The 23,084-nt window shown below is 33.4% G+C and carries 19 protein-coding genes and 1 tRNA gene; 12 read left to right on the top strand and 8 right to left on the bottom strand.

Annotated elements, in window-relative coordinates:
- Positions 1 to 183: 183 nt before the first annotated feature.
- A complete protein-coding gene (locus tag OD917_RS17470; protein ID WP_263524665.1) occupies positions 184 to 1,545 on the bottom strand; it encodes a hydroxymethylglutaryl-CoA synthase family protein in 1,362 nt (453 codons plus the stop codon).
- 355 nt (positions 1,546 to 1,900) lie between these two features.
- On the opposite strand from OD917_RS17470, the gene OD917_RS17465 reads away from it, so the two are divergent.
- From OD917_RS17465 to OD917_RS17445, 5 genes are all read left to right on the top strand, one after another.
- Positions 1,901 to 2,566, top strand: coding sequence for a succinate dehydrogenase cytochrome b subunit (locus OD917_RS17465; protein ID WP_263524664.1), 666 nt, complete (start codon positions 1,901 to 1,903; stop codon positions 2,564 to 2,566).
- 11 nt (positions 2,567 to 2,577) lie between these two features.
- Positions 2,578 to 4,578 (top strand): fumarate reductase/succinate dehydrogenase flavoprotein subunit, encoded by a 2,001-nt coding sequence (locus tag OD917_RS17460; RefSeq protein ID WP_263524663.1) that lies wholly within the window; start codon positions 2,578 to 2,580, stop codon positions 4,576 to 4,578.
- A 23-nt stretch (positions 4,579 to 4,601) separates the two neighbouring features.
- Positions 4,602 to 4,976 (top strand): four helix bundle protein, encoded by a 375-nt coding sequence (locus OD917_RS17455; protein ID WP_035653142.1) that lies wholly within the window; start codon positions 4,602 to 4,604, stop codon positions 4,974 to 4,976.
- Positions 4,977 to 5,022: 46 nt separating this feature from the next.
- Positions 5,023 to 5,769 (top strand): succinate dehydrogenase/fumarate reductase iron-sulfur subunit, encoded by a 747-nt coding sequence (locus OD917_RS17450; protein ID WP_263524662.1) that lies wholly within the window; start codon positions 5,023 to 5,025, stop codon positions 5,767 to 5,769.
- Positions 5,770 to 5,873: 104 nt separating this feature from the next.
- The gene (locus OD917_RS17445) at positions 5,874 to 6,890 is read left to right on the top strand and encodes a hypothetical protein (protein ID WP_263524661.1); all 1,017 of its coding nucleotides are present in this window, start codon (positions 5,874 to 5,876) and stop codon (positions 6,888 to 6,890) included.
- Between the two features lie 53 nt (positions 6,891 to 6,943).
- Here the strand turns inward: OD917_RS17445 and OD917_RS17440 are convergent, their stop codons facing one another.
- Entirely contained in the window at positions 6,944 to 9,235 is a 2,292-nt protein-coding gene (locus OD917_RS17440; RefSeq protein ID WP_263524660.1) for a family 20 glycosylhydrolase, read from the bottom strand.
- A gap of 158 nt (positions 9,236 to 9,393) precedes the next feature.
- Between OD917_RS17440 and OD917_RS17435 the strand changes: the two genes are divergently transcribed.
- Complete coding sequence (locus tag OD917_RS17435) at positions 9,394 to 10,170, top strand: DeoR/GlpR family DNA-binding transcription regulator (protein WP_263524659.1); 777 nt, start codon at positions 9,394 to 9,396, stop codon at positions 10,168 to 10,170.
- Here the strand turns inward: OD917_RS17435 and OD917_RS17430 are convergent.
- The 4 genes from OD917_RS17430 to OD917_RS17415 form a co-directional block, all read right to left on the bottom strand.
- Positions 10,167 to 11,237, bottom strand: a complete 1,071-nt coding sequence (locus tag OD917_RS17430; RefSeq protein ID WP_263524658.1) for a dipeptidase — start codon at positions 11,235 to 11,237, stop codon at positions 10,167 to 10,169. The two genes, OD917_RS17435 and OD917_RS17430, sit on opposite strands and share 4 nt — an antisense overlap.
- A 12-nt stretch (positions 11,238 to 11,249) precedes the next feature.
- Positions 11,250 to 12,353, bottom strand: coding sequence for a D-TA family PLP-dependent enzyme (locus tag OD917_RS17425; RefSeq protein ID WP_263524657.1), 1,104 nt, complete (start codon positions 12,351 to 12,353; stop codon positions 11,250 to 11,252).
- A gap of 194 nt (positions 12,354 to 12,547) precedes the next feature.
- Positions 12,548 to 13,015 (bottom strand): RidA family protein, encoded by a 468-nt coding sequence (locus OD917_RS17420; RefSeq protein WP_263524656.1) that lies wholly within the window; start codon positions 13,013 to 13,015, stop codon positions 12,548 to 12,550.
- 4 nt (positions 13,016 to 13,019) lie between these two features.
- The gene (locus OD917_RS17415) at positions 13,020 to 14,339 is read right to left on the bottom strand and encodes a GntP family permease (protein ID WP_263524655.1); all 1,320 of its coding nucleotides are present in this window, start codon (positions 14,337 to 14,339) and stop codon (positions 13,020 to 13,022) included.
- 182 nt (positions 14,340 to 14,521) lie between these two features.
- Here OD917_RS17415 and OD917_RS17410 point away from each other — a divergent pair, with 182 nt between their 5' ends.
- Positions 14,522 to 15,289, top strand: coding sequence for an amidohydrolase (locus OD917_RS17410; protein WP_111287184.1), 768 nt, complete (start codon positions 14,522 to 14,524; stop codon positions 15,287 to 15,289).
- Here the strand turns inward: OD917_RS17410 and OD917_RS17405 are convergent.
- Entirely contained in the window at positions 15,286 to 16,974 is a 1,689-nt protein-coding gene (locus tag OD917_RS17405) for an Ig-like domain-containing protein (RefSeq protein WP_263524654.1), read from the bottom strand. The two genes, OD917_RS17410 and OD917_RS17405, sit on opposite strands and share 4 nt — an antisense overlap.
- 210 nt (positions 16,975 to 17,184) lie before the next feature.
- On the opposite strand from OD917_RS17405, the gene OD917_RS17400 reads away from it, so the two are divergent.
- The 5 genes from OD917_RS17400 (at position 17,185) to OD917_RS17380 (ending at position 21,683) form a co-directional block, all read left to right on the top strand.
- Positions 17,185 to 18,150 carry a hypothetical protein gene (locus OD917_RS17400; protein ID WP_263524653.1) on the top strand — a complete coding sequence of 322 codons (966 nt, stop codon included), beginning with the start codon at positions 17,185 to 17,187 and terminating at the stop codon, positions 18,148 to 18,150.
- A complete protein-coding gene (locus OD917_RS17395) occupies positions 18,110 to 20,470 on the top strand; it encodes a hypothetical protein (RefSeq protein ID WP_263524652.1) in 2,361 nt (786 codons plus the stop codon). Before OD917_RS17400 ends, OD917_RS17395 begins: the two co-directional genes overlap by 41 nt.
- 10 nt (positions 20,471 to 20,480) lie before the next feature.
- Positions 20,481 to 20,885, top strand: a complete 405-nt coding sequence (gene mce / locus OD917_RS17390) for a methylmalonyl-CoA epimerase (RefSeq protein WP_095928359.1) — start codon at positions 20,481 to 20,483, stop codon at positions 20,883 to 20,885.
- 146 nt (positions 20,886 to 21,031) lie between these two features.
- Positions 21,032 to 21,105: transfer RNA gene (locus OD917_RS17385), tRNA-Ile, on the top strand.
- Positions 21,106 to 21,263: 158 nt separating this feature from the next.
- Positions 21,264 to 21,683 (top strand): very short patch repair endonuclease, encoded by a 420-nt coding sequence (locus tag OD917_RS17380; protein ID WP_263524651.1) that lies wholly within the window; start codon positions 21,264 to 21,266, stop codon positions 21,681 to 21,683.
- Here OD917_RS17380 and OD917_RS17375 read toward each other — a convergent pair.
- Complete coding sequence (locus tag OD917_RS17375) at positions 21,680 to 22,666, bottom strand: DNA cytosine methyltransferase (protein ID WP_263524650.1); 987 nt, start codon at positions 22,664 to 22,666, stop codon at positions 21,680 to 21,682. The two genes, OD917_RS17380 and OD917_RS17375, sit on opposite strands and share 4 nt — an antisense overlap.
- Between the last annotated feature and the right edge of the window lie 418 nt (positions 22,667 to 23,084).

Raw genomic sequence — 23,084 nt, 5'->3', positions numbered from 1 at the left:
TCTTGTCATTTCGAGGAACGAGAAATCTCCACATGTAGCTCGACAAAGATTGGGTTTTCGTTGCGGAGTTACTTGTGGAGATTTCTCGTTCCTCGAAATGACAAACTGTATGGTATAAAAACAAAAAACCGAAGCAATTTGCTTCGGTTTTCTATTGGAATTTGGAATTTCAAAAATTGGAATTTAACCGATCCATTTGTAATATCTCGCCCCAATCAAAACAGGAATTTCTTTCTCGATTCTATCTAAAACCCATTCGTTTTTCGGAGTTCTCACGCTTTGTTTTTGTTCTTTTTTATGAAGGCTTTCATAAGTGTTGAAATCAATTTCTACGCTTTCGGCTAAATTTTCAAAAAGTTTTACGTTTTCTAAAGCCGATTTCCATTCTGGCTGAATCGTTCCTTCAAAAACTTTTGATTTCGATCCGCTTCCGTACGCTAAGAAACCGAATTTAGTTCCTGCAACTTCTTTATTAGTATCATAAAAATGAGCTAAAGTCGATAACAATCCCATGAAAATTGAACCTGTATAAAGGTTTCCAATTATAGAAGAAGCCAATTCTGCAGGTTGTAATTTCTCGGTTACAAAATTTCTGTAATCTTCAGATTTTGCCACTTCTTTAATTTTGGTCTGATAATCTGCAGGTGCAATATCATCGGCAATGATTTTTTCAGCATTGTCTAAAGCGTAGATTTCAGAAAGCATTCTTCTTCCCTGGAAAGAATATGGCAAGTGCATCACGATACTATGCCAAGTGTTGTATAAAGTTTCGGTTGTGTTTTTTAATTTCTTGAATGAAAAGTAAGCATTGCGCGTACGATCCATATAACATTGGTTTGAATATTGTCCGTCAAAAACTGGTTGATCTTTGTGAATTTCGATTTCAGCTTCTAAATTGTCGAACCAAGAATCGTTGTTGGTGTTTTTAGTAATTTCTTCTTTAGAAATAGTTCTGTATGGTTTAAAGAAATCGAAAACTCCTTTTGTACTCGTTGCCCAATTATCATCAAAAGCAATAATTTTTGGGTTTGCAGCAATTAACATGGCAACAGCTCCTGCGCCTTGAGTGTATTCTCCGCCAGAATTCAAATCATATTTTGCAAAATCAGAAGTAACTACAATTGCTTTTTTAGTTGGATTTAATTTAACGAAATCCAGACAGTTTTGCATCGCGTCAACTCCGCCAATACAAGCGAAAGTAAAGTCAACTACGTCACATTCTGCCAATGAATCTTCGCCAAATTTCTGTTCCATTAAGCTAATTAAATAAGAAGCGATTGGTTTAGAACTGTCAATGCCACTTTCGGTACCAACATAGATTCGGCTAATTTCTTTTAAGTCAATTTTATTGTCAATGATAAGCTTGGTTAAGGCATTTGCGCCAAAAACAACCGCGTCCTGATGAACGTCTGGGAAAGTCATTTTTAGTAATCCAAGTCCTTTTTCTAATTTTTCGGGTTCAATATTTCTGGCAACAGCCAAAGTTTTTATGGGTAAATGTATGTTTGCTACATCAAAAGAAATAGCATCAATTCCTGTTTTCATTATTAATTTTTTGAGCCGCTAAAGGTAAAACTATGTTGTGGAATGACAATTTTTTACTTAGACAAAATTTCTGCCGAGGAACACTTTTGAAGAAAATAAATCAAAAGTTTGAATAAAATAACAATATGATAAATTTTTAGTAATCTACTTAGAGCTCAAATTTTTCTTTAAAGCTTAAAAAGCAGTATTTTGAGTTTCCTATAGTGAATTATTTTTTAGCAGCTTAGTTTTTGTACGTAAAAATACGTAGATGCGTGCTATTTTAAAATCATTATAAATAACAGCGAAATGGTTGTAGTTCTTTTGTAATTGAATTATTTTTGTGTAATTTTTTAAAACAAACTACTTAACACTTATGGCACAATCTGCACAGTTGAATGCTTCCATCTTAAAGAAAGTGGCTATGGCTCTTTCGGGAATATTCTTAATCACGTTTTTAGCGCTGCATGTTTCCTTAAATTTTATTTCTATTCTTAGTGAAGATGTTTTCAATGAAGCTTCTCACTTTATGGGATACAATCCGCTGATTCAGTATGTAATGCAACCAGTTTTGGCATTCGGGGTAATTTTCCACTTCGTAATGGGATTTGTACTTACGGCACAAAACAGCGCGGCAAGACCAATTGCATACGCTAAATACAACGGAGCCGCAAACGCTTCTTGGAGTTCTAGAAATATGATTATTTCTGGATTGGTTATTTTAGCTTTCTTAGGATTGCATTTTTACGATTTCTGGTTTCCTGAAGTTAGCTACAAATACATAGCGGGTACAGCACCAGATGCTACAAGATATTATGGTGAGTTAGTTCACAAATTTCATGACCCAATCCGTACAGGATTATATTGTGTGTCATTTATCCTTTTAGGATTCCACTTATGGCACGGGTTTGCATCTTCTCTTCAATCAATGGGAATGCACAACAAATACTCAAGATTTTTAGCGAAAGTAGGTTACTGGTTCGCAGTTGTAGTTCCAGCGCTTTTCGTAATTATCGCATTATTTCATCATTTCAATAATTAATATCAATTATAATGGCATTAGATTCAAAAATTCCAAATGGTCCTATAGCGGACAAATGGACAAATTATAAAGATCATATTAATTTAGTAAACCCTGCTAACAAACGTAATCTTGATATTATCGTTGTTGGTACAGGTTTGGCTGGAGGTTCAGCTGCGGCTACTTTGGCTGAGTTAGGATATAACGTAAAAGCATTCTGCTTCCAAGATTCTCCACGTCGTGCGCACTCTATTGCGGCACAAGGAGGTATCAACGCGGCAAAAAACTATAAAGGTGACGGTGACTCAGTTTACAGATTGTTCTACGATACTGTAAAAGGAGGAGACTACCGTGCACGTGAGGCAAACGTTCACCGTTTGGCTGAAGTTTCTGCTAATATTATTGACCAGTGTGTGGCTCAAGGGGTGCCATTGGCTCGTGAATACGGCGGACTTTTAGATAACCGTTCTTTTGGAGGAACTTTGGTTTCTCGTACATTCTACGCACAAGGACAAACTGGACAACAATTATTGTTAGGAGCTTATTCTGCAATGAACCGTCAGATTGGTCGTGGAAAAATCAAAATGTACAACCGTCACGAAATGCTTGACATTGTAATCGTGAACGGAAAAGCGAGAGGTATCATCGCTCGTGACTTAATCACAGGAAAAATAGAAAGACATTCTGCTCACGCGGTAGTAATTGGTTCAGGAGGATACGGAAACGTATTTTTCCTTTCTACAAATGCTATGGGAAGTAACGCAACGGCTGCTTGGAAAATTCATAAAAAAGGAGCGTTTTTCGCAAATCCTTGTTACACGCAAATTCACCCAACATGTATCCCAGTTTCAGGAGATCACCAGTCTAAATTGACTTTGATGTCTGAATCTTTACGTAATGACGGTCGTATTTGGGTACCTAAAAAATTAGAAGATGCTCAGGCAATCCGTGAAGGAAAGAAAAAAGCGATTGATTTATCTGAAGACGAAAGAGATTATTTCTTAGAAAGAAGATATCCTGCTTTTGGTAACTTAGTTCCTCGTGACGTTGCGTCTCGTGCGGCTAAAGAAAGATGTGATGCTGGTTTTGGAGTTAACAAAACTGGAGAAGCAGTTTATTTAGATTTCGCTGCTGCTATCGAACGTTACGGAAAAGAAGCGGCTCACGTAAAAGGATTGAATGAAAATGACAAAGCTTTAGTTACTAAATTAGGAACTGATATCGTGAAAAGTAAATACGGAAACTTATTCCAAATGTACTTGAAAATCGTTGACGAAGATCCTTATGTAACGCCAATGATGATTTATCCAGCGGTTCACTATACAATGGGTGGAACTTGGGTTGATTATAACTTAATGACTACAATTCCTGGATGTTTCTCAATTGGAGAATCTAACTTCTCTGATCACGGTGCAAACAGACTTGGAGCTTCTGCTTTAATGCAAGGTTTAGCTGATGGATATTTCGTATTGCCATATACTATCGGAGATTATTTAGCTCCAGATATTAAAATGGGACCAATTTCTACAGACTTGCCAGAATTCGTTGAAGCTGAAAAAGCAGTTGTAGATCAAATCAATAAATTTATCAACAACAACGGAACACATTCTGTAGATTATTTCCACAAAAAACTTGGAAAAATCATGTGGAATAAAGTAGGTATGGCTCGTAATGCTAAAGGTTTGACTGAAGCTATCGAAGAAATTGCTGCTTTACGTGAAGAGTTTTATAAAGATGTAAAAGTTCCTGGAAGCGCTTTCGAATTTAATCAGGAGTTAGAAAAAGCGACTCGTGTTGCCGATTTCTTAGAATTAGGAGAATTGTTCGCAAAAGATGCTTTACACCGTAACGAATCTTGTGGAGGTCACTTCCGTGAGGAATACCAAACAGAAGAAGGAGAAGCACTTCGTGACGATGAGAACTTTGCATACGTTGCAGCTTGGGAATACAAAGGAAAACCAAGTGATGCAGTATTACACAAAGAACCTCTTAATTACGAAAACATTAAATTAGTTCAAAGAAGTTATAAATAACATAAGGTTAAGAGTTAAGGGTTATGAGTTTAAAGTCGTTCGAAGATTTAGAATGCTGGAAAGCAGCACGTGAATTAAGAATCTTTGTTTCTCAAAATATTCTTTCGAAATTTCCAATTGACGAAAAATATGCCTTAACTAGTCAGCTTAAACGATCTTCTAGATCTGTTAGTGATAATATTGCCGAAGGGTTTGGAAGATATCATTATCAAGAAAATATTCAATTCTGCAGAATTGCCCGAGGTTCATTAACTGAATCTTTAAATCAGGTAATTACCGCTTTAGATGAGAATTATATTGAAGAAGATTTGTTGCAAAAATTTAGAGAAAGGTTCGAAAGAACCAAAGCAATATTAAATGGATATATAAATTATTTAGCTAGGACTAAAATGGAGTAGTAACCCTATGACGTTTAACTCTTAACTTATAACCCATAACAAAATTATGAAACTTACATTAAAAATATGGCGTCAAAAAAACGCTCAAGATAAAGGAGGGATTGTAGAATATCCTATCGATGGAATCGAACCAGATATGTCTTTCCTTGAAATGTTAGACGTTCTTAACGAAGGTTTAATCAACAAAGGAGAAGAGCCTGTAGCATTTGATCACGATTGTCGTGAAGGAATCTGCGGAATGTGTTCTTTATTCATCAACGGTGAAGCGCACGGACCAGACAGAGGTGTTACAACTTGTCAGTTACACATGCGTATGTTTAAAGATGGTGACACGATTTTTATCGAGCCATTTAGAGCAAAAGCTTTCCCAGTAATTAAAGATTTAGTTGTTGACAGAAGTTCTTTTGACAGAATTCAACATGCAGGAGGATTTATCTCTGTAAACACTTCAGGAAATACAATCGATGCAAATGCAATTCCAGTTCCAAAAGACGACGCAGATAAATCATTTGATGCTGCAGCTTGTATTGGTTGTGGAGCTTGCGTTGCAACTTGTAAAAACTCTTCAGCAATGTTATTCGTTTCTGCAAAAGTTTCTCAATATGCATTATTGCCTCAAGGTAAAGTTGAAGCAACGGATCGTGTATTAAACATGGTTCACCAAATGGATTTGGAAGGTTTTGGAAACTGTACAAACACTGGAGCTTGTGAAATCGAGTGTCCAAAAGGAATTTCACTTGAAAATATCGCACGTATGAACCGTGAGTATTTAGCGGCAAGCTTGAAAGGATAAAGAATACAATTTAGTATATTTAAAAAAACGCATTCATTAGTTTGAATGCGTTTTTTTTGTACTACTTTTATTCCATAAATAATAACCAAAAACAAATTAAATTAATGAAAAGAATTTTACTATTTGCAATGCTTGCCCTAAGCATTCAAAATTTTGCACAGGTTGCCATTACCTCTTCTGATCGTGGAGCAAACGATGAATTTGAAAAAGGGGAATTAGAGAAATTTAAATCTACGACTACTGTTTTTGTGCTTCCTCAAGTAAACTCTAAAGAAGATTATGAGAAAATTTTAAAAGAAACATGGACTGTTACTCCATTTAAAGTGGTAGAATATAAAGATTTTAATATCTTGGATTATATTGATGGAACATATTCTATTGCAAAATTCATTGGAGATAGAGTGGAAACAAGCAAAGGAACTGTTTATATTCATACCAATTTTGCAATACGAGTTTTGAATAAAGAAAAATTTGATAAAGGTTTAGCTAAGCTTAAATCAGATGATAAAAAATATAACAGAAAATTGAATAATCTTTTGAATGAGAATATGAAGTATGTTGCAAGGGTTCCACTTTGCGCTAATAATTCATTTTTAGGAGAAGCAATGGCAGCTAGGTCAGATGAGAAAATTTCAATTCTTTATGAAAAAATGTATACAGAAAATAGTTTTACCAATACAAATCTTGGAATGCTAAAAAACTATTTTCAGCTTATCAATCAGTTGATCAATGCTGGAGAACATATTGGACTTTATGATGATTTTGTAAAACCTGAAGTGAAAAAACTTAAAGATAATACACTATATATTCCTGAAGCTTACATGATGGAATATAACCCATGGAAAGGAACTGAAAAATTAAGAGACGAAAAAGATCTTAAAAAACTGGTAGAAGATTATAAATACAAATATCAGTTTATTAGAGATGAGGATCTTAAAAGAAAGATTCTTAACAATGAAGAAATCTACTATTTACGATATGTAAGTATGAATGGAAACAAATATTTGCAAGTTGTAAATGCTAAAACAGGAGACGGTGTTTACTATTTTTACGGAGCAGGTTTTGCTTATAATTTAAAAGATAATGACTTTAAAGATTTGAGTAAAGCAATTAGTAAATAGCTTTTGAAATAAAACAAAAAACGCATCAATTTAGTTTGATGCGTTTTTTGTTTTTACTCATAGAACAATTGCGAAGCGCTTATTTCTTGTTTTTCTTTTCCTTCCTGCTGTATAAAACAGTTTAAAATTGTGCCGCCAGTTAAATCAAAATAACTGATGTTGAGTTTATGAAAGCCTTTCTCCAGTTTAACAGCGCCATAAGCTTCATTCATCCAATGAATACCATCATTATCTACAATTAATTCATCATCAATAAAAAGCTTCGATCCGTCGTCTGAAAGTGTCGAAAAAGTATAATTTCCAGTTTCCGGAATAAAGATGTATCCGTCGAATTTTAAACCGATATAACGCTCTAATTTCGTTTTCCATTTTTCAGCACTAATTTTGCCTTTCAAAATGCCTCTAAAAAAAGGTTTTGAAAGTTCTAAATCCTGAGTTTGAGAAAAGTTTCCAGTAAAATATTCATACTTCAAACCATTATCTTTGGGTTGAATGGCCAAAGCAGATTTCAAATCAGGATTTCGAACAATTATTTTATTAATAGAACTTCTTTTGCCACTTTCGCTGATTTGAATTGTTTTAATAATTCGATATTCGCCTTTCGGAATATTTACAGTTACAGGATTTTGGTAGAGATTTGCCGTTTCATCAGGATTGTAGCCATCAATTGTATAAAATATCTTGCCGTTTTTGATGGTTGGTTTTAAATCTAAAATATATTTTGATGCAATTAAAGCTGTTTCGTCAGCTTCAAAAGGTGTTGGAACTTTATACAATCGATTTTGCAATTCCAGTTTTTCTAAATGATAAGGCAGTTGATTTTGAAGAAAATGATTGTAGTTTTTGTTTTTTGGTTCTGTCCAAGCGATTTCTGCTAAAGCCAAAACACGCGGATATAGCATATAATTTAATTTCGCAGGACTTGTCAAATATTCCGACCAAAGATTGGCTTGAACTCCAATAATATATTTTTGTTCTTCAACCGATAAGCTGTCCGCAGGAGTTGGATTGTAATTATACACTTTTTCTAAAGTACTTAATCTTCCAACCGTAAGTGGTTCATTTGGTGAATAACCTTGATTGTAATCAAAATAAACTGTTTGTTCTGGAGTCATTACAACAGGATGTTTCAGTTTTGCTGCGTGAATTCCGCCCGATTCTCCGCGCCAAGACATAACGGCTGCGTTTGGTGCCAGTCCGCCTTCTAGAATTTCATCCCAGCCAAAAATCTGTCTTCCGTTGGCATTCAAGAATTTTTCAATTCTTTTGATGAAATAACTCTGTAATTCATGTTCGTCTTTCAAACCTAGATCTTTGATTCGTTTTTGACAATTTGGACAAACTTTCCATCTTGTTTTTGGGCATTCGTCTCCGCCCACATGAATATTTTTACTCGGAAACAAAGTCATAACTTCCGTTAAAACATCTTCTAGAAAAGTAAAAGTTTCGTCTTTCCCTGCACAAAAAACATCTTCAAAAACTCCCCAGGATTCTACCACTTTATAATTTCGATCTGGAAAACAAGCCAAATTTGGATAAGCCGTAACCGCTGCCGAAGCATGTCCGGGCATTTCGATTTCAGGAATTACATTTACATAATTAGCTTCGGCAAATTTTACAACTTCTTTGATTTCTTCTTGAGTATAAAATCCTCCATATGGATTTCCGTCAAAAAAGAATGGGGTTCTTTCGAATTTATTTCCAACTAAAGTTTGAGCTCTTCTCGAACCTACTTTCGTCAATTTTGGATATTTTTTAATCTCAATTCGCCAACCTTGATCGTCAGTTAAATGCCAATGAAAATTATTTAATTTATAACTAGCCATTTGTGCAATAAAATCTTTTATAACAGTAACGGAGAAAAAATGGCGGCAGACGTCTAAATGCAAGCCTCGGTAAGAATATCGTGGTTGATCTTCGATGATTACGCACGGCAATTTTATTTCACTTGAAATTTTGTTTGGAAGAAGCTGTAATAAAGTTTGAACTGCATAAAATAACCCTTCTTCTTTTCCGGAAACTGAAATTTTGTTCGAATTAATTTCTATTTTATAGCCTTCTTTTGATTTGAAATTTACATCTGAATTAAACTCAATTTTGAGATTTGATTTCTTTGAATTGGTTTTTGAATTTAATGCCGATTCTAAAATTTTAGCCGATTTTAATTCCTTTTCACTATAATTTTTGTTTTTAAAATTAATCTGAACTTTTCCATTTATCCGAATACTGTCTCCAGTCAAATTATAAAAATTTGGAGCAGGAATTATCGAATTGTTCTGCTGTGAATTTTGAGCATTTCCATTTAAAAAAGAAAGAGCAAAAAATAAAAAAAGGAATTTTTTCATGGGAGAAAAACTTTAGATTTTTATTAAAAACAGTTTTAAAGATATCGAAATGCTTTTAAAACTAACTTATTGAAAATTTTTATTGCCAATACGGCTTTTGGTTTCGATGAATTATTTAATGAAATGTTTATTTTTGTAATTACAAAAAATCGATCGGCATGAGCACTGAAAATGAAGTTTTAAATTACAGTAAGGAAGAACGTAAAAATCATATTCTAAAAGAGATCAATTTGCACACGCGTGTGAGTTTTGAAACTCTTTCGGCTAAACTTGGTGTTTCGGAAGATACTGTTCGTCGTGATATTAATGAACTTGACGCTGATTCTCTTTTAATTAAAGTCAAAGGTGGCGCCATGACAAAAGGGTATCACTATTCTTCATCGAACCAGACTTATGCTGTCGAAGCCAAACAAGTTATTGCGCAAAAAGCCGTTGGACTTCTTCATGACGGAATGGTTTTAATTGTTGATGGAGGAACAACGATTCGCGAATTCATCCGATTAATTCCAAACGATCTTAATTTGACTGTTTTTACAATTACAGCTTTAACAGCGGTTCAGCTTTTAGATAAACCAAATATCAAAACGATTATGATTGGCGGAAGCATTTCTTCGTATAGTCAAATGTGTGTGAGCGGAGAAGCTTTTCATCAATTAGCCAATATAAAAGCAGATCTTTTGGTTTTAGGAACAAATGCTTTAGATGTAGACGGCGGTTATTCTGATTCTGATTGGGAAACTGTTCAGGTAAAAAAAGCAATGATTCAGGCTTCTAAGAAAACAGCAGTTTTAACGATTACGGAGAAACTAAATACCGTTCTTAAAATGAAAATTGCTAGTTTGTCTGAAGTGAATTACGTTATTACCGAAGAAGAACCAAATCACGAAAAATTACAGAAGTACAAAAGTGCCGTTCCAAGTTTAGTTGTGATCTAATCCCAATGTTTCAGTAAAAAATCAATCCAATTTTGATGAAAAATTTTCTTTAAATCTTCATCAGAATAACCATGATTTTTAAAAATCAAAACCAATTTTTGTAAATCAGCAATCGTATCTAAATCGTACGGACATTGTTCTGTCCCGAAAGCGCCATCTAAATCAGAGCCAATTCCGATATGATTTGCATTTCCTGCAAGCTGGCAAATATGATCCATGTGCTGAAAAGCGGTTTCTAAACTACAATTCATTTTTTTAGGATCAGAAATTCCTCTTTCCCAATTTGGAACCATCATCCAAGCATCTAAAGCGCCACCAATAACAGCTCCTCTAGAAACTAAAGCTTTAATCATCTCGTCGCTGTATTGCCTATTATGATCAACTAAAGCTCTGCAATTGTTGTGACTTGCCCAAACCGCGCCATTAAAATGATCCAAAGCCTGCCAAAAAGCATCGTCACACAAATGCGTTGCATCGAGAATAATATTCAAACGCTCCATTTCTTTCAATAAATCAATTCCGTTCTGATTCATTTTTCCAGTTGCATCCGTTCCGTTGGCATATCTTCCAGGTCCATAATGTGCGGGTCCGACAGCTCGTAATCCGTAATTATAGGCTTTTTCTAAATAAGAAATATCTATAATTGAATCTGCGCCTTCCAAACTTAAAATATAGCCAATTGGTTTTTTATCATTTGGAGTTCCATCATTCCATAAATCATAATGTTTTAGAAGTGATTTTTTATCTGTAATCTGCGTCATTTCACCAGCTTCTTCCATGCTTTTATACCACGAAAGTTGTCCTTGTGTTTGCGCCCAAGCTTGTTCTGGAGAATTCCATCCCGGAATAATACTATCAGGTTTTACAAATCTTGCAATTTGAGTCGCGACGACAATTCCAATATTTCCACTTCTGAGATCAGGAAAAGAAACCGTTGCGCGTTCGCGATCTGGTTTATCGGTCATTCCTTTTTCTAATTGACGTAAAGTAGGGACATCGTTTCTTAGATCTCGATTCCATTCCATCGCATTCATGCTGAGATCTAGGTGGGCATCTAGTATAAACATAGGATTTAAAATTTAAATAGTATTTTTTCGGCCTCGCGCGCCAACTGGCCATTGCGCATAAATTTGATGTTTTTTGTTTACTGCTTGAAGATTATCGTACAAAGCAACAGTTGGACAGACATGATAAGGTTTTGCGTAAATAATATCTCCAATTTCATATTTGTTTTGACCTTTATTTTCGAGAATTAAATGTTCTTCAGAATGTGCGGTTGGAATCAAATTTTCATCATTCAAAACAACCAATCTTTTATCAATCGGATTTTCAGATGAAACGGCTTTATAGCCAATATCTACGCAAAATGTATTTTTAGTCGGTTTAGAAATAATTGTTCCAACGATTACTAACGCAGGTTTGAAATCTTGTTCGGGTAAATGAATTTGATAATTCGAATCCCAAAAAACAAAAGTTCCCGGACTGCATTCTACATTTTCTTGTTTTGCATAAAAAGGAAAAGTATTAGAACCGCCTGCAACAATTTTTAAATCATAATTAATGTCTTTAATTTGATTTTTAATTTGATCAAATGCTTTTGAAGTTTCTAAATTTCGTTCTTCTAAAGTTCCTTTTGTATGTCCGTCATAAATGTGAATTCCTTCTAAATGAAGATTTTTCAATTTTATAATTTCATTAATTAAAGTTGCCCAATCTTCAGAAATTGAAAAACCCGTTCTATTCATTCCTGTATTTAAATCCAAATAAATGGAAAGAACGATATTATTTCTTTTGGCAATTTCATTTAAATCCAAAGCAGTTTTCAGATTGTCTACAATAGTTGAGAAATGAGTTTCAGGAAATTTTTTAATTAATGAAATCCATCTTTCGACTTTTAATCCGACGGGTTGATATGCTAAAAGGATGTCTTCGATGTGCTGATTTGCTGCAAGTTCTGCTTCGGCAATTGTGGCACATTTTATTTTCTTGATGTTGTAAATTTTAAAAAGCTCTAAAACTTCGGCATTTTTATGTGTTTTAATATGCGGACGCAATCTTTGTGTGTCGCCTTTGACATAAGAAATGAGCTTTTCAATATTTTGTCTTAACCGATCTTCGTAAACTGCTAAAAACGGAGTATCGATAAGCGTTTCTGAATTTATTTCCCACCAGTTCTTTTGCATGGTTCTTGGTTTTTAGCAATTTATAATCTTCGTGTTGATTTTTTTAACACATAGAAACATAGGCTTTTGATGCTGGCAAAAGACGTTTCAATTGTTTTAGTAAACAGAGACTATGTGTGAATGACTAGCCATCTATTTTAATCTCAATTTTGAAAAAAAATCTATGTTTCTATGTGTTAGAAAATAATTTCGATTTAATACAATTCAAAAAGCGCTTCAACTTCAACAGGAATATTATCAGGAAGCGAACCAAATCCAACAGCACTTCTCACACCGATTCCGTTTTCTTGTCCCCAAACTTCTGCAAATAATTCGCTGCAGCCATTTATTACATAAGGATGTTTTAAGAAATCAGATGTGCAATTCACCATTCCGAGAACTTTGATCACTCTTTTTACTTTGCTTAAGCTTCCAAAATTGGTTACAATTGTAGAAAGCATTGTAAGTCCGACTTGTCTTGCGGCCAATTTTCCTACTTCGATATCCATATCTTCTCCAATTCGGCCGATAATTAAAGATTTATCATCTTGAACAGGTCCGTGACCAGATAGATATAGATATTTTCCGTCTACTAAATACGGTTTATAAATTCCTAGCGGCTGTGGAGCAGGAGGAAGCGATAAACCTAGACTTTCGAATTTTTCTTGCGGATTTAAACTCATGATTTTAATGTATTAAAGCGTTTAAAATAAATATAAATACAATTCCCAGAACAGAAACCAAAGATTCCATTACTGTCCAGGATTTAAAAGTGTCTTTTAGGCTAATGTTGAAATATTCTTTGAACATCCAGAAACTGGGATCGTTTACGTGCGAACACATTAAACTTCCGGCTCCAACAGAAAGTACAAAGAGATTGGGGTCGAGATCGTTAGATTGTAGTAAAGGTAATAAAACACTCGCTGTCATTAAACCTGCTGCAGTTGCCGAACCAACGCAAATACGAATAATCGCTGCCATCGTCCAAGCCAATAAAAACGGATGAATGTTTATTTGATTTAAAGTGGCTACAATAGTTTCGTTTACGCCACTAACAATCATAACTTCTTTTAAACAGCCCGCACCTCCAACAATTAAAACAATAAGAGCGACATCTTTTATAGCTTGTGTATAATCATCCATAACAGATGACATGCTTCTATTCATTTTAATTCCTAAAGTATAAGTGCAAAGCAAAAGTGACAATAACATTATGATACTTGGATCTCCGATAATTTTGCAGATCGCAATTAATTTTTCATTATTTGAAATTAGTGGAAGTAAAGAAGTAATCGTTAATCCGAAAACAGGAAATAAAGCAGAAAATAAACTCAATCCAAAACTTGGCAGTTTGCCTTCGTTTGTAATTTCTTCAACATTTAAAATTTCATGATCCGATTCGGTTTTGATGTTTTTGAAGCGAGTTGAAAACCATAATCCCGCAATTAAGATTGTGGGAATCGCGATTATAATTCCGTAAATTAAAACCAAACCAATATCTGCTTTTAAAATACTACTCAAAGCCATTGGGGAAGGATGTGGTGGCAAAAATCCATGCGCAACAGAAAGCGAAGCCAGCATTGGAATTCCCAAATAGACTTTTGATAATTTAAATTGATGCGCGACAGAAAAAATCAGCGGAACCAAAAGCACAAATCCGACGCTGTAAAAAAGCGGAATTCCGATTATAAATCCAGTAATCATTAAACCCAAACGAACATATTTTCTCCCAGTCCAATTCATAACTGTTTTCGCAATCACTTTTGCGGCTCCAGAAGAAACAGCGAGTTTACCAATGCAAGTTCCGAAAACAATTATCAAAGTTATTGAACCGAGCATTTCGCCGAGGCCTTTTTGCAAAACTGGCGATATGGTTTCAATTGGCAAACCAAGAAAAAGCGCAGCCAAAAGCGACGTAATAATAAACGCGATAAACGGATTAATTTTAAACCAGGCAATCTGTAGAATCAAGAATATAATGCACGCAGTGAGTATGAGAATGCTCATGGTTTGTGGTTGTATTTTAGTTAGTTATAATTGTGGTTGTAATTTCAAATATATAAAATAATTCTACACATCGCATTTTTTTTGCAAAAACTGCGTTTTTTTTGCAATGATAATGTTAAAATTATTGAGGAATAAATGAAGAATACGCTGATGTTTTCTACCTTTATATAAAAATTCAAAAGATGAAAATTGCTTTAATTCAAACCGATCTTATTTGGGAAAATGCTGCTGCAAACCGAGAAAAATTTGATGACCAGATAAATGAATTGGATTCAGAAATAAACTTAATTGTGCTTCCGGAAATGTTTTCGACTGGGTTTACAATGAATGCTTCTGAAGTTGCAGAAACGATGCAAGGTGAAACTATTGAATGGATGAAATTAAAAGCAAGAGAAAAAAATGCGGCAATTACAGGAAGTCTTGTAATTACGGAAAACGGAGAATATTATAACCGAATGCTGTTTGTTTTTCCCTCAGGAGATTTTCAATATTATGATAAGAGACATTTGTTTTCGCTTGCGGGAGAAAATGAATTTTATATTCCAGGAACTCAAAAAGTAATTGTGGAATATTTAGGCTGGAAAATTTGCCTTCAGATTTGTTACGATTTACGTTTTCCTGTTTTTGCGCGAAATGTCGAAAACTACGATCTTCTTTTGTATGTCGCCAATTGGCCAAAAGTTCGAACAAGCGCCTGGGATACTTTGCTAAATGCCCGCGCGATAGAAAACTTGAGCTATGTTGCTGGCGTAAACAGAATTGGTTTTGATGATAATAATTTTGAGCATAACGGACATACTCAATTAATTGATTATTGGGGGAATTATATAATAAAGCCACAAGAAACAGAAGGTGTTTTTGTGGCTGAATTGGATAAAGATATAATGTTGGAAACCAGAAGAAAACTAAATTTCCTAGGTGACCAGGATACTTTCGAAATTAAAATCTAGAACGCTTTCCGTTTCTTTTCTGCTTCTTTTTTCTTTTTATCGTCTTGTTTTTTCTCGACTTCAGGATTAAAAGGAACGCTTAAATCTATAGTTTCATCTACATCCCAGTTAGATCGGACGTCTATGCCTTTTTGATAATAAAATACTTCCTCAGAATAGGTTTTATTTAAGAAATTTCCAGTATCGTAAACTTTATTTTTGTTATCGTCATAAATAACTCGAACAGTAAATTCCTCAGGAACCATTAAGTTAAATGAGATTTTGGTTGCTCCTTCAGAATATTCGCTGGCGAGAACATTATCTCCTTTTTTGTTGGTAATTTCTACAATAATTGGAAAACGTTTTACATTTTTAAAGTTCAATACCAAATTGCCGTAATCTTCCAATTCTTTTGTTGCGAGTTTATAGGATAAAGTATCATTGCTTTTTTCATAAAAATCGGTCAAAGCTCCTGGGAAAAGTGTCATTTGATATTTTTCTAAAGGTTCTTTCTTAAAATCAATATATAATTTTTGGTCAAATTCGTCATATTCGGTTGTGTAAGGAACAGCAACAGAATCTTTGTTTATCAATTTGATTTTAGTTTGATCAAATTTAACCAAAGGAGTTTCGGTTTCTAAAGTAAAACGTTCTCTAAAATTAATTTGCCCATTTTGTACTGGTTTGATAGCTAAAGTATCTTTTTTAAGGGCTTTAATCTTAAAAGTAAACTTTTTGTTATAATCTCCTTTTGATACTTCCATTGATAAAGAATCTACTTTTAGGGATTTATACCAAACTTGAAGTGAATCTTTTTTCGGGAATTGTGTAACAATAGTTTCTAGAACTTCATCGCCATTTTTAAGTACAATATTTGGTTTCGAATTCTTGAAATTCTGTTTCCCTTCATACGGAAGCAATAATCTATTTCCAGAAGCCTGAATAGGTTTGAAAGTCTTTAAAGGCAAAACTTCCTTAAACAATTCTAACTCGTAAACCGTATCAGTTGGAATTGTAATGTAGTTTTTCAAAAACCCGATTTTATCATCTTTCGGATTGAATTTATTGTTTGAACCTTTGTCTTTTAGTGCAATCAAAAGATATTTTCCTGCTTTCAAATTTTCAAACTGGAAAGTTCTCATACTGTCTAAAGTATTTGTAATGTAGCGAGGAAATTCTTTGTAAATAGTAGAATCTTTGAATTTGTCATTCACCTCGTATAACATTACAGAAACAAAATTATCCACATATTTCTCACGCGCGTCTTTAATTCTTCCGCTCAATTTTAAGGAATCAATATAAGGTCCTGTCGAAAAAATATACTTGAATTGGTTTAACGCATTTCCTTCATTATTGTCCGTAATGGCTTGTCCAAAATTGAAACTATAAGTTGTGTTTGGCTGTAAAGTATCACGAATTTCGATCTTTATAAATTTACTGGCTGTTGATGGCGTAATTAAAGGTTCGTACTTTAATGGAGGAGAAATAATCAGCTGTTTGTTTGTGTTTTTAAGTTTGACATATTCGTCAAAATTTAAAGTGATCGTATTTCCTTTAAAATCAGTGCTGAAATTTTTAGGAAAACTAGATGTTAAAACAGGAGGTAACGTATCTTTTAAACCGCCGGTAATGCTGCCTCTTTTCGCGCAGCTTATCATTGATATTAAAATTATAAATGCAATGTATTTTAAGGTGTCTTTCAACATAACGGTTTTTCAATTTGATTGCACAAAATAACAATTATATTTGCTTTAATTGAAATTTTTTGGCTATTTATTAGGATTTCAAACTTTTGCGATTCTTCAGTTTTTTATAGTTTGAATATTTTAAAAAGACATAATTTCTTACTTTTGAATTAAAATGTAATTTTCTAAGTTTTGTTAAAGCGATTTTTTTCAGTTTTGTTTCTCTTTTTAATGTTCTCATGCACTAAAAACGAAAAACCTGTTATCTCTTTTTATTACTGGAAAACGATCTTCAAATTTTCTAAAATTGAAAAAGAAGTTTTAGAAGAAAACAACGTCAGCAAGCTTTATGTTCGATATTTTGATATCGGACTTCATCCTGAATCTAAATTCCCAATTCCGATAAGTCCAATTCGTTTTGAAATAAATCCGAACGGATATAAGATTGTTCCAGTTGTTTTTATTCAGAACAAAGTAATGCTGCAAAAAAATCTTGATGTCGAAGATTTAGCTCAAAAAACTTTTGATTTTATCGAACAGATCAATTCTAAAAATAAAATCGTTTCTCAAGAAATTCAGATAGATTGTGACTGGTCTTTAGAAAGCAAAGAAAATTATCTCAAGTTTATAAAGAGTTTTAAGAAGCTTTCGAAGAAAAAACTTTCGGCAACAATTCGATTGCATCAGGTGAAATATTTTAAGAAAACAAAAATTCCAAGCGTCGATTCTGGAGTTTTGATGTATTACAATATGGGATCAATTGCGCCCGATTCTCTTAATTCGATTTACGATCAGAAAGTAGCAGAACGATATCTTAAGAGTTTAAAGAAATATCCGCTTCATCTGGATTTTGCATTTCCAATTTATTCTTGGGGAGTTCATATTAGAAATAATAAAGTAATCGGACTTCGTTCGAAAATGAATAGGAAAGAATTGGAAGAAGATCCAAATTTTGAAAAAACAAGCTCCATTTTTTTTAGAGCGAAACAATCCAATTATAAAAATGGAGTTTTTTATGAAGAAAATGATCTTTTGAAAATAGAAGAAATTTCAAAAGACGATTTAAAAGAAATGGCAGAAGATTTGCAATATAATCTTATCGAAAAGCCAAACGAAATTATATTTTACGATTTAGACGAATTCAACTTAAACAATTATGAAAAAAACACTTTTGAGCAGATTATTTCTTGTTTCTAGTGCCGTTTTGCTTTCTGCATACGGAATTATATATGCCTGCGCCGGAGGAGACGATTGGGATTTCTTTGGCTATAATTCAAATTTTACTCCTGAAACTTTTGCCGATAAATCGTATTCGCCTTTGTTTTTATCTGGCGGAATTTTCTACGGAATTGGTTTTGATACGCAGCACAATTCTCGTTTTAATTCTAATATCAAATCAGATTGGGCTACTTATTTAAAAGGAAAAGTGGATACGACAAGTGTAAATTATTTTTTGATTGGTGATGAAAAGCCAAGATATTATTCTGATGAAAAAAACGCTATCCAGAATAAAGAAGAAATAACAGACCTGCATGTTTTTTATAAAACAAAAAAGGAAAATAAAAGCTCTCAAAAATGGAGCAAAAAGCTTAATTTAAAAGATGATAAAGTCAAAAACTTTGTCGAATTTTTGTATTTGGCTCAAAAAATAGAAACCGTTTCAATTGGCGAAGATTATTGGAGTTACGATCCAGTTGTGGCAAAAACTTTCAATGATGCCAAAATGATTCAGTCTATAGAAAACGTTTACAATACTTTATCAGATCCGTTTTTGAAAAACAGATATTGGTTCCTAACCATGAAAGCGCGTTTTTATAGTAATGACAAACAAAAAGCAATTGACTTTTTTAATAAAACAGAAAGTTCTGTTCCAAAAAATACTTTGTATTATCGTGCTTTGGCTTATGTTGCTGGAATTAATTTCAAACAGAAAAAATATGCTGTTTCCAATTATTTGTACGCACAGGTTTTTGATAAATGTCCAGAATTAAGAGTTGTAACGGCGTATAGTTTCCGTCCAAAAAATGAATCAGATTGGACAAAGGCTTTGGCGATGGCGAAAAAAAATGATGAGAAAGCCGCACTTTGGGCAATTCATGGATATTATAAAGATGAAAAACAGGCGATTGAGAAAATTTATGAGTTAAATCCGAAAAGTGAACATTTAAATTATCTGGCAACACGATTGGTAAATAGATTAGAACAATCTCTAAATAATTCGTTTCAGTTAAACGGACAAGGAGAAAATCAGCCACCAAAACAACAAACCGTTGCCGAGAATAAAACAGAAAACAAAGCAAAAGTAGACAACAGTGCAGTTGATTTGATTTCGAAAATTTCTGCTGCTGGAAATACTGAGAAACCCTATTTATGGGATATTGCGATTGGATATCTTCAGACTTTAAAAGGAGATTATGCTAATGCAGATAAAAATTACAGCAAAGCTGAAAAAACGCTTCCAAAAACAGAACTGGCAGGAATGCAGCTTCGTTTATTGCGCTTTGTAAATAATTTAAACAAGATTGATAAACTGACCGACAAAAACGAAAAAACAATCCTAGCCGATTTGAATTGGCTGTATTATGAACTTCCTAAAACTTATAAAGGACAGGAATTTCGTTATCAGAATGCTTCTTCATGGAGTAGAAGCTATTTGTCTCACCTTTACAAAGAAAAGGGAAATCTAGTTATGGCTGAGATTTTTGGCGAATCACGTTACAGTTATTGGAATGATGGAAATGCATATTATGATAATGAAAAGGATTTGTTAGCGATTAAAAGCTTTTTGGAAAAATCTAATAAGTCAGAAATCGAGAAGATTGGAGCAGGAATTTACAGCTTGAAGCTGAAAGATATTAATAATTTCCAAGCAGTTCAGGCGACTTTCAAGAACAAAATTCCAGAAGCAATTGCGTTTATGCAACAAACCGATTCTGTTCAATATTATAAATTCCTAGGAAATCCGTTTAACGGAAATATTAAGGATTGTCATGATTGCGAGCACGCGGCGTATCAGAAAAGAAAATATACTTATATGGATTTCTTGACGACGATAAAATCTATGCAAGAGAAATTGGCTCAAAAAGAAGATGTTTACACGAATAGTCTTTTGTTAGGAAATGCATTTTATAATATTTCTCATTTTGGAAACGGAAGAACTTTCTATGAAATCACCATTGTGGGTTATGGATCAAGTCCGTATTCATTTAGAAATTCAATGAAAGATATGATTACAGACAATTCGGTTTCGAAAATGTATTATCAAAAAGCTTTTGAAGCGGCTTCTACTAAAGATCAAAAAGCAAAATGTTTGTATTTGATTTCGAAATGTGAACGAAACGATTATTACAATAAAAAATACAGCGACGTAAATAACTATTGGGAAATTCGCGAGGATAAAGTTAATTTTATTGCTTGGAACGCTTTCAAGACTTTAAGGAAAGACTATTCTGACACGAAATATTATCAGGATGTAATTGCAGAATGCGGTTATTTTAGTACTTATGTGAACCAATAAAATTGAAACTATGGTAAACAAAATAGAACATATCGGGATTGCAGTAAAAAATATGGACGACGCAAATGTTTTGTTCGAAAAAATGCTTGGCGTTCCGTCTTATAAAATGGAAGCGGTAGAAAGCGAAGGTGTTCTAACTTCATTTTTTCAAACGGGAAATAATAAAATCGAGCTTCTGGTGGCAACAAATCCAGAAAGCCCGATTGCTAAATTCTTGGAGAAAAAAGGAGAAGGAATTCATCACATTGCTTTTGATGTTGATGATATCGAAGCCGAAATTGCCCGCTTAAAAAATGAAGGTTTTGTCTTGATTAATGAAGTTCCGAAGAAAGGAGCCGACAATAAATTGGTTGTTTTTCTGCATCCAAAGAACACAAATGGCGTTTTAGTAGAGCTTTGTCAGGAAATTAAATAAAAAAATATCATTTTTATTTTTGAATAAGGTATTGAAAATCAATTTCGTTTTTGAGATTCGAAGAAAGATTTAAAATTAAATTCAAATGATGTCTTAAAATATTTGGAGTGAATGAAAAATAGTAGTAATATTGCATCCTCTAAACCGGTCCTATAGCTCAGCTGGTTAGAGCACCTGACTCATAATCAGGTGGTCCCTGGTTCGAGCCCAGGTGGGACCACTTCTTTAGAAACACAAAGCCTTTACAGAAATGTAGAGGCTTTTTTGTTTTTAGACTTTTTTTTAATGTGAAATTTGAAATTTTCCACATTAAAAATTAAACTTCCCTTTTCCTAAAATCCCTTAACTTTATCCATCCGAAACAAATTTAATCTTCAGATGGATAGATTAACTCCCGAACAAAGGAGGAAAACTATGCAGGCGATAAAAAGTACTGCAACAAAAGGCGAAGTAAAGCTTGCTAAAGCATTATGGAAATTGGGTCACAGATATCGAAAAAACAATAAAAAGATATTTGGAAGGCCAGATCTTACTTTTGCCAAATATAAAATTGCCATTTTTGTCGATAGCGAATTCTTTCACGGAAAAGATTGGGAAACTGAACAACTCAGAATTAAAACGAATCGAGAATATTGGATTCCGAAAATTGAAAGAAACATACAGCGAGATGAAGAAGTAAATGCGTTTTTAATTTCTGAAAACTGGACGGTTCTGCGATTTTGGAGTAAAGAAATTGAAAAAAATCTTGAAGTCTGTTTAGCCAGAATTGAAGGAACAATAATGCTTTTGAGTATTTAAACTTTTTCTGTTTTTGCTTTTTTAGTTTCGATTTTTTCAATGCATTTGAAAATTTCAGAAGCCAATCTTTCAATAACCGGCATACTTACTGAGTTTCCAGCTTGTTTGTAAAGATTAGAATTTGAAATTTTCGGTAATTTATAACTGTCTGGAAATCCCTGAAAACGGAAACATTCTCTTGGTGTTAATTTTCTGAAACCAAATTCTGTTGTAATAATTGGGACATTGTGGCCGCCAGTTCCCATGTTTGCTGTAAGAGTCGGACAAACTTCTTTTTTGTTTTCTCGTACATATTGCCTTCTAAACTGATAAATTCTGTCTTCGCGTACAACGGCTTCTTTTAGCATATTGTACATGTATTTGTCTTCAGTATAATAGAATTTCTTTTCGACTTGTTCTTTGGTAATTAAATCGGTTACCTTTTTTGTTAATTCTTCTTTTTCGGGAAAACTGAATTTGAAGCCTTTTTTAACGAAGTCTTTATCAAAAGCAATCATAAAAATTCGCTCTCGATTATGCGGAATATTTCCAAAATCTTTGGTGTTTAAAATCGCGCTGTCAAAAGTATAATTGCGTTTTTTAATCTCACGCTGAATAACTTTCATCGTATTTCCTTTGTCATGCCCTTTTAGGTTTTTGACATTTTCAAGAAAAACGACTTTTGGTCTCATTTCGTCAATAAAATCCAAAATTTTAAAGAAATGATTTCCACGACTGTCCTTAAAACCTTTTCTATGTCCGGCCAAAGAAAAAGGCTGACACGGAAATCCAGCTGTAAGAATATCTATTTTGTTAAGTTCTTTTACGTCAATCTGCATTACATCGCCTTCGATCAGAGTATGTTCGAAATTGTTTCTGTACGTAACACAGGCTTTTTTGTCAAATTCGTTTGCCCATTCTAATTTGAATCCCGCATTTTCAAAACCCAAACAAATACCGCCAACACCAGCATATAAACTTCCTACGGTATATTTGTTTTTCATTTGTTTTGGATTAAAATAAGTTTCGGCTTTTGAAATGGTTCTCTTTAAAGGTAAAAATAGAAAAGACTCCTTTTTAAATGCAATATTTTGCAAAGATATTTATTTCGAAAAAAAAGTTTTAACAGTAAATAATAAAAGTGAAAAACCAATCGTTTTAATTTTACGTAAATTCTGATAAATTAAATTTTTTGAAGAACTGGCATTTATGTGCCGTTGTTAAAATCAGGAAATTCTTATAAGGTTGAGAATTTTGCAAAGAATAATGAAAATGAGGTTTTTATGTCCTATAACGTTTTCAGAAAAGGTATTAGGTCTTTAAAAACGGAAACTGTTAAAATTTGTTTCTATGTTTTTCGTTTTAAAAGTTGCTTTTGTGCAAAAAACTTATACTTTTGTCCAAGATTTTGCAGGCAGAAAT

Origin of the sequence: Flavobacterium sp. SH_e (genome assembly GCF_025717045.1) — a bacterium.
Classification (GTDB): Bacteria; Bacteroidota; Bacteroidia; order Flavobacteriales; family Flavobacteriaceae; genus Flavobacterium.
This window is presented reverse-complemented; position numbering and strand designations above follow the sequence as displayed.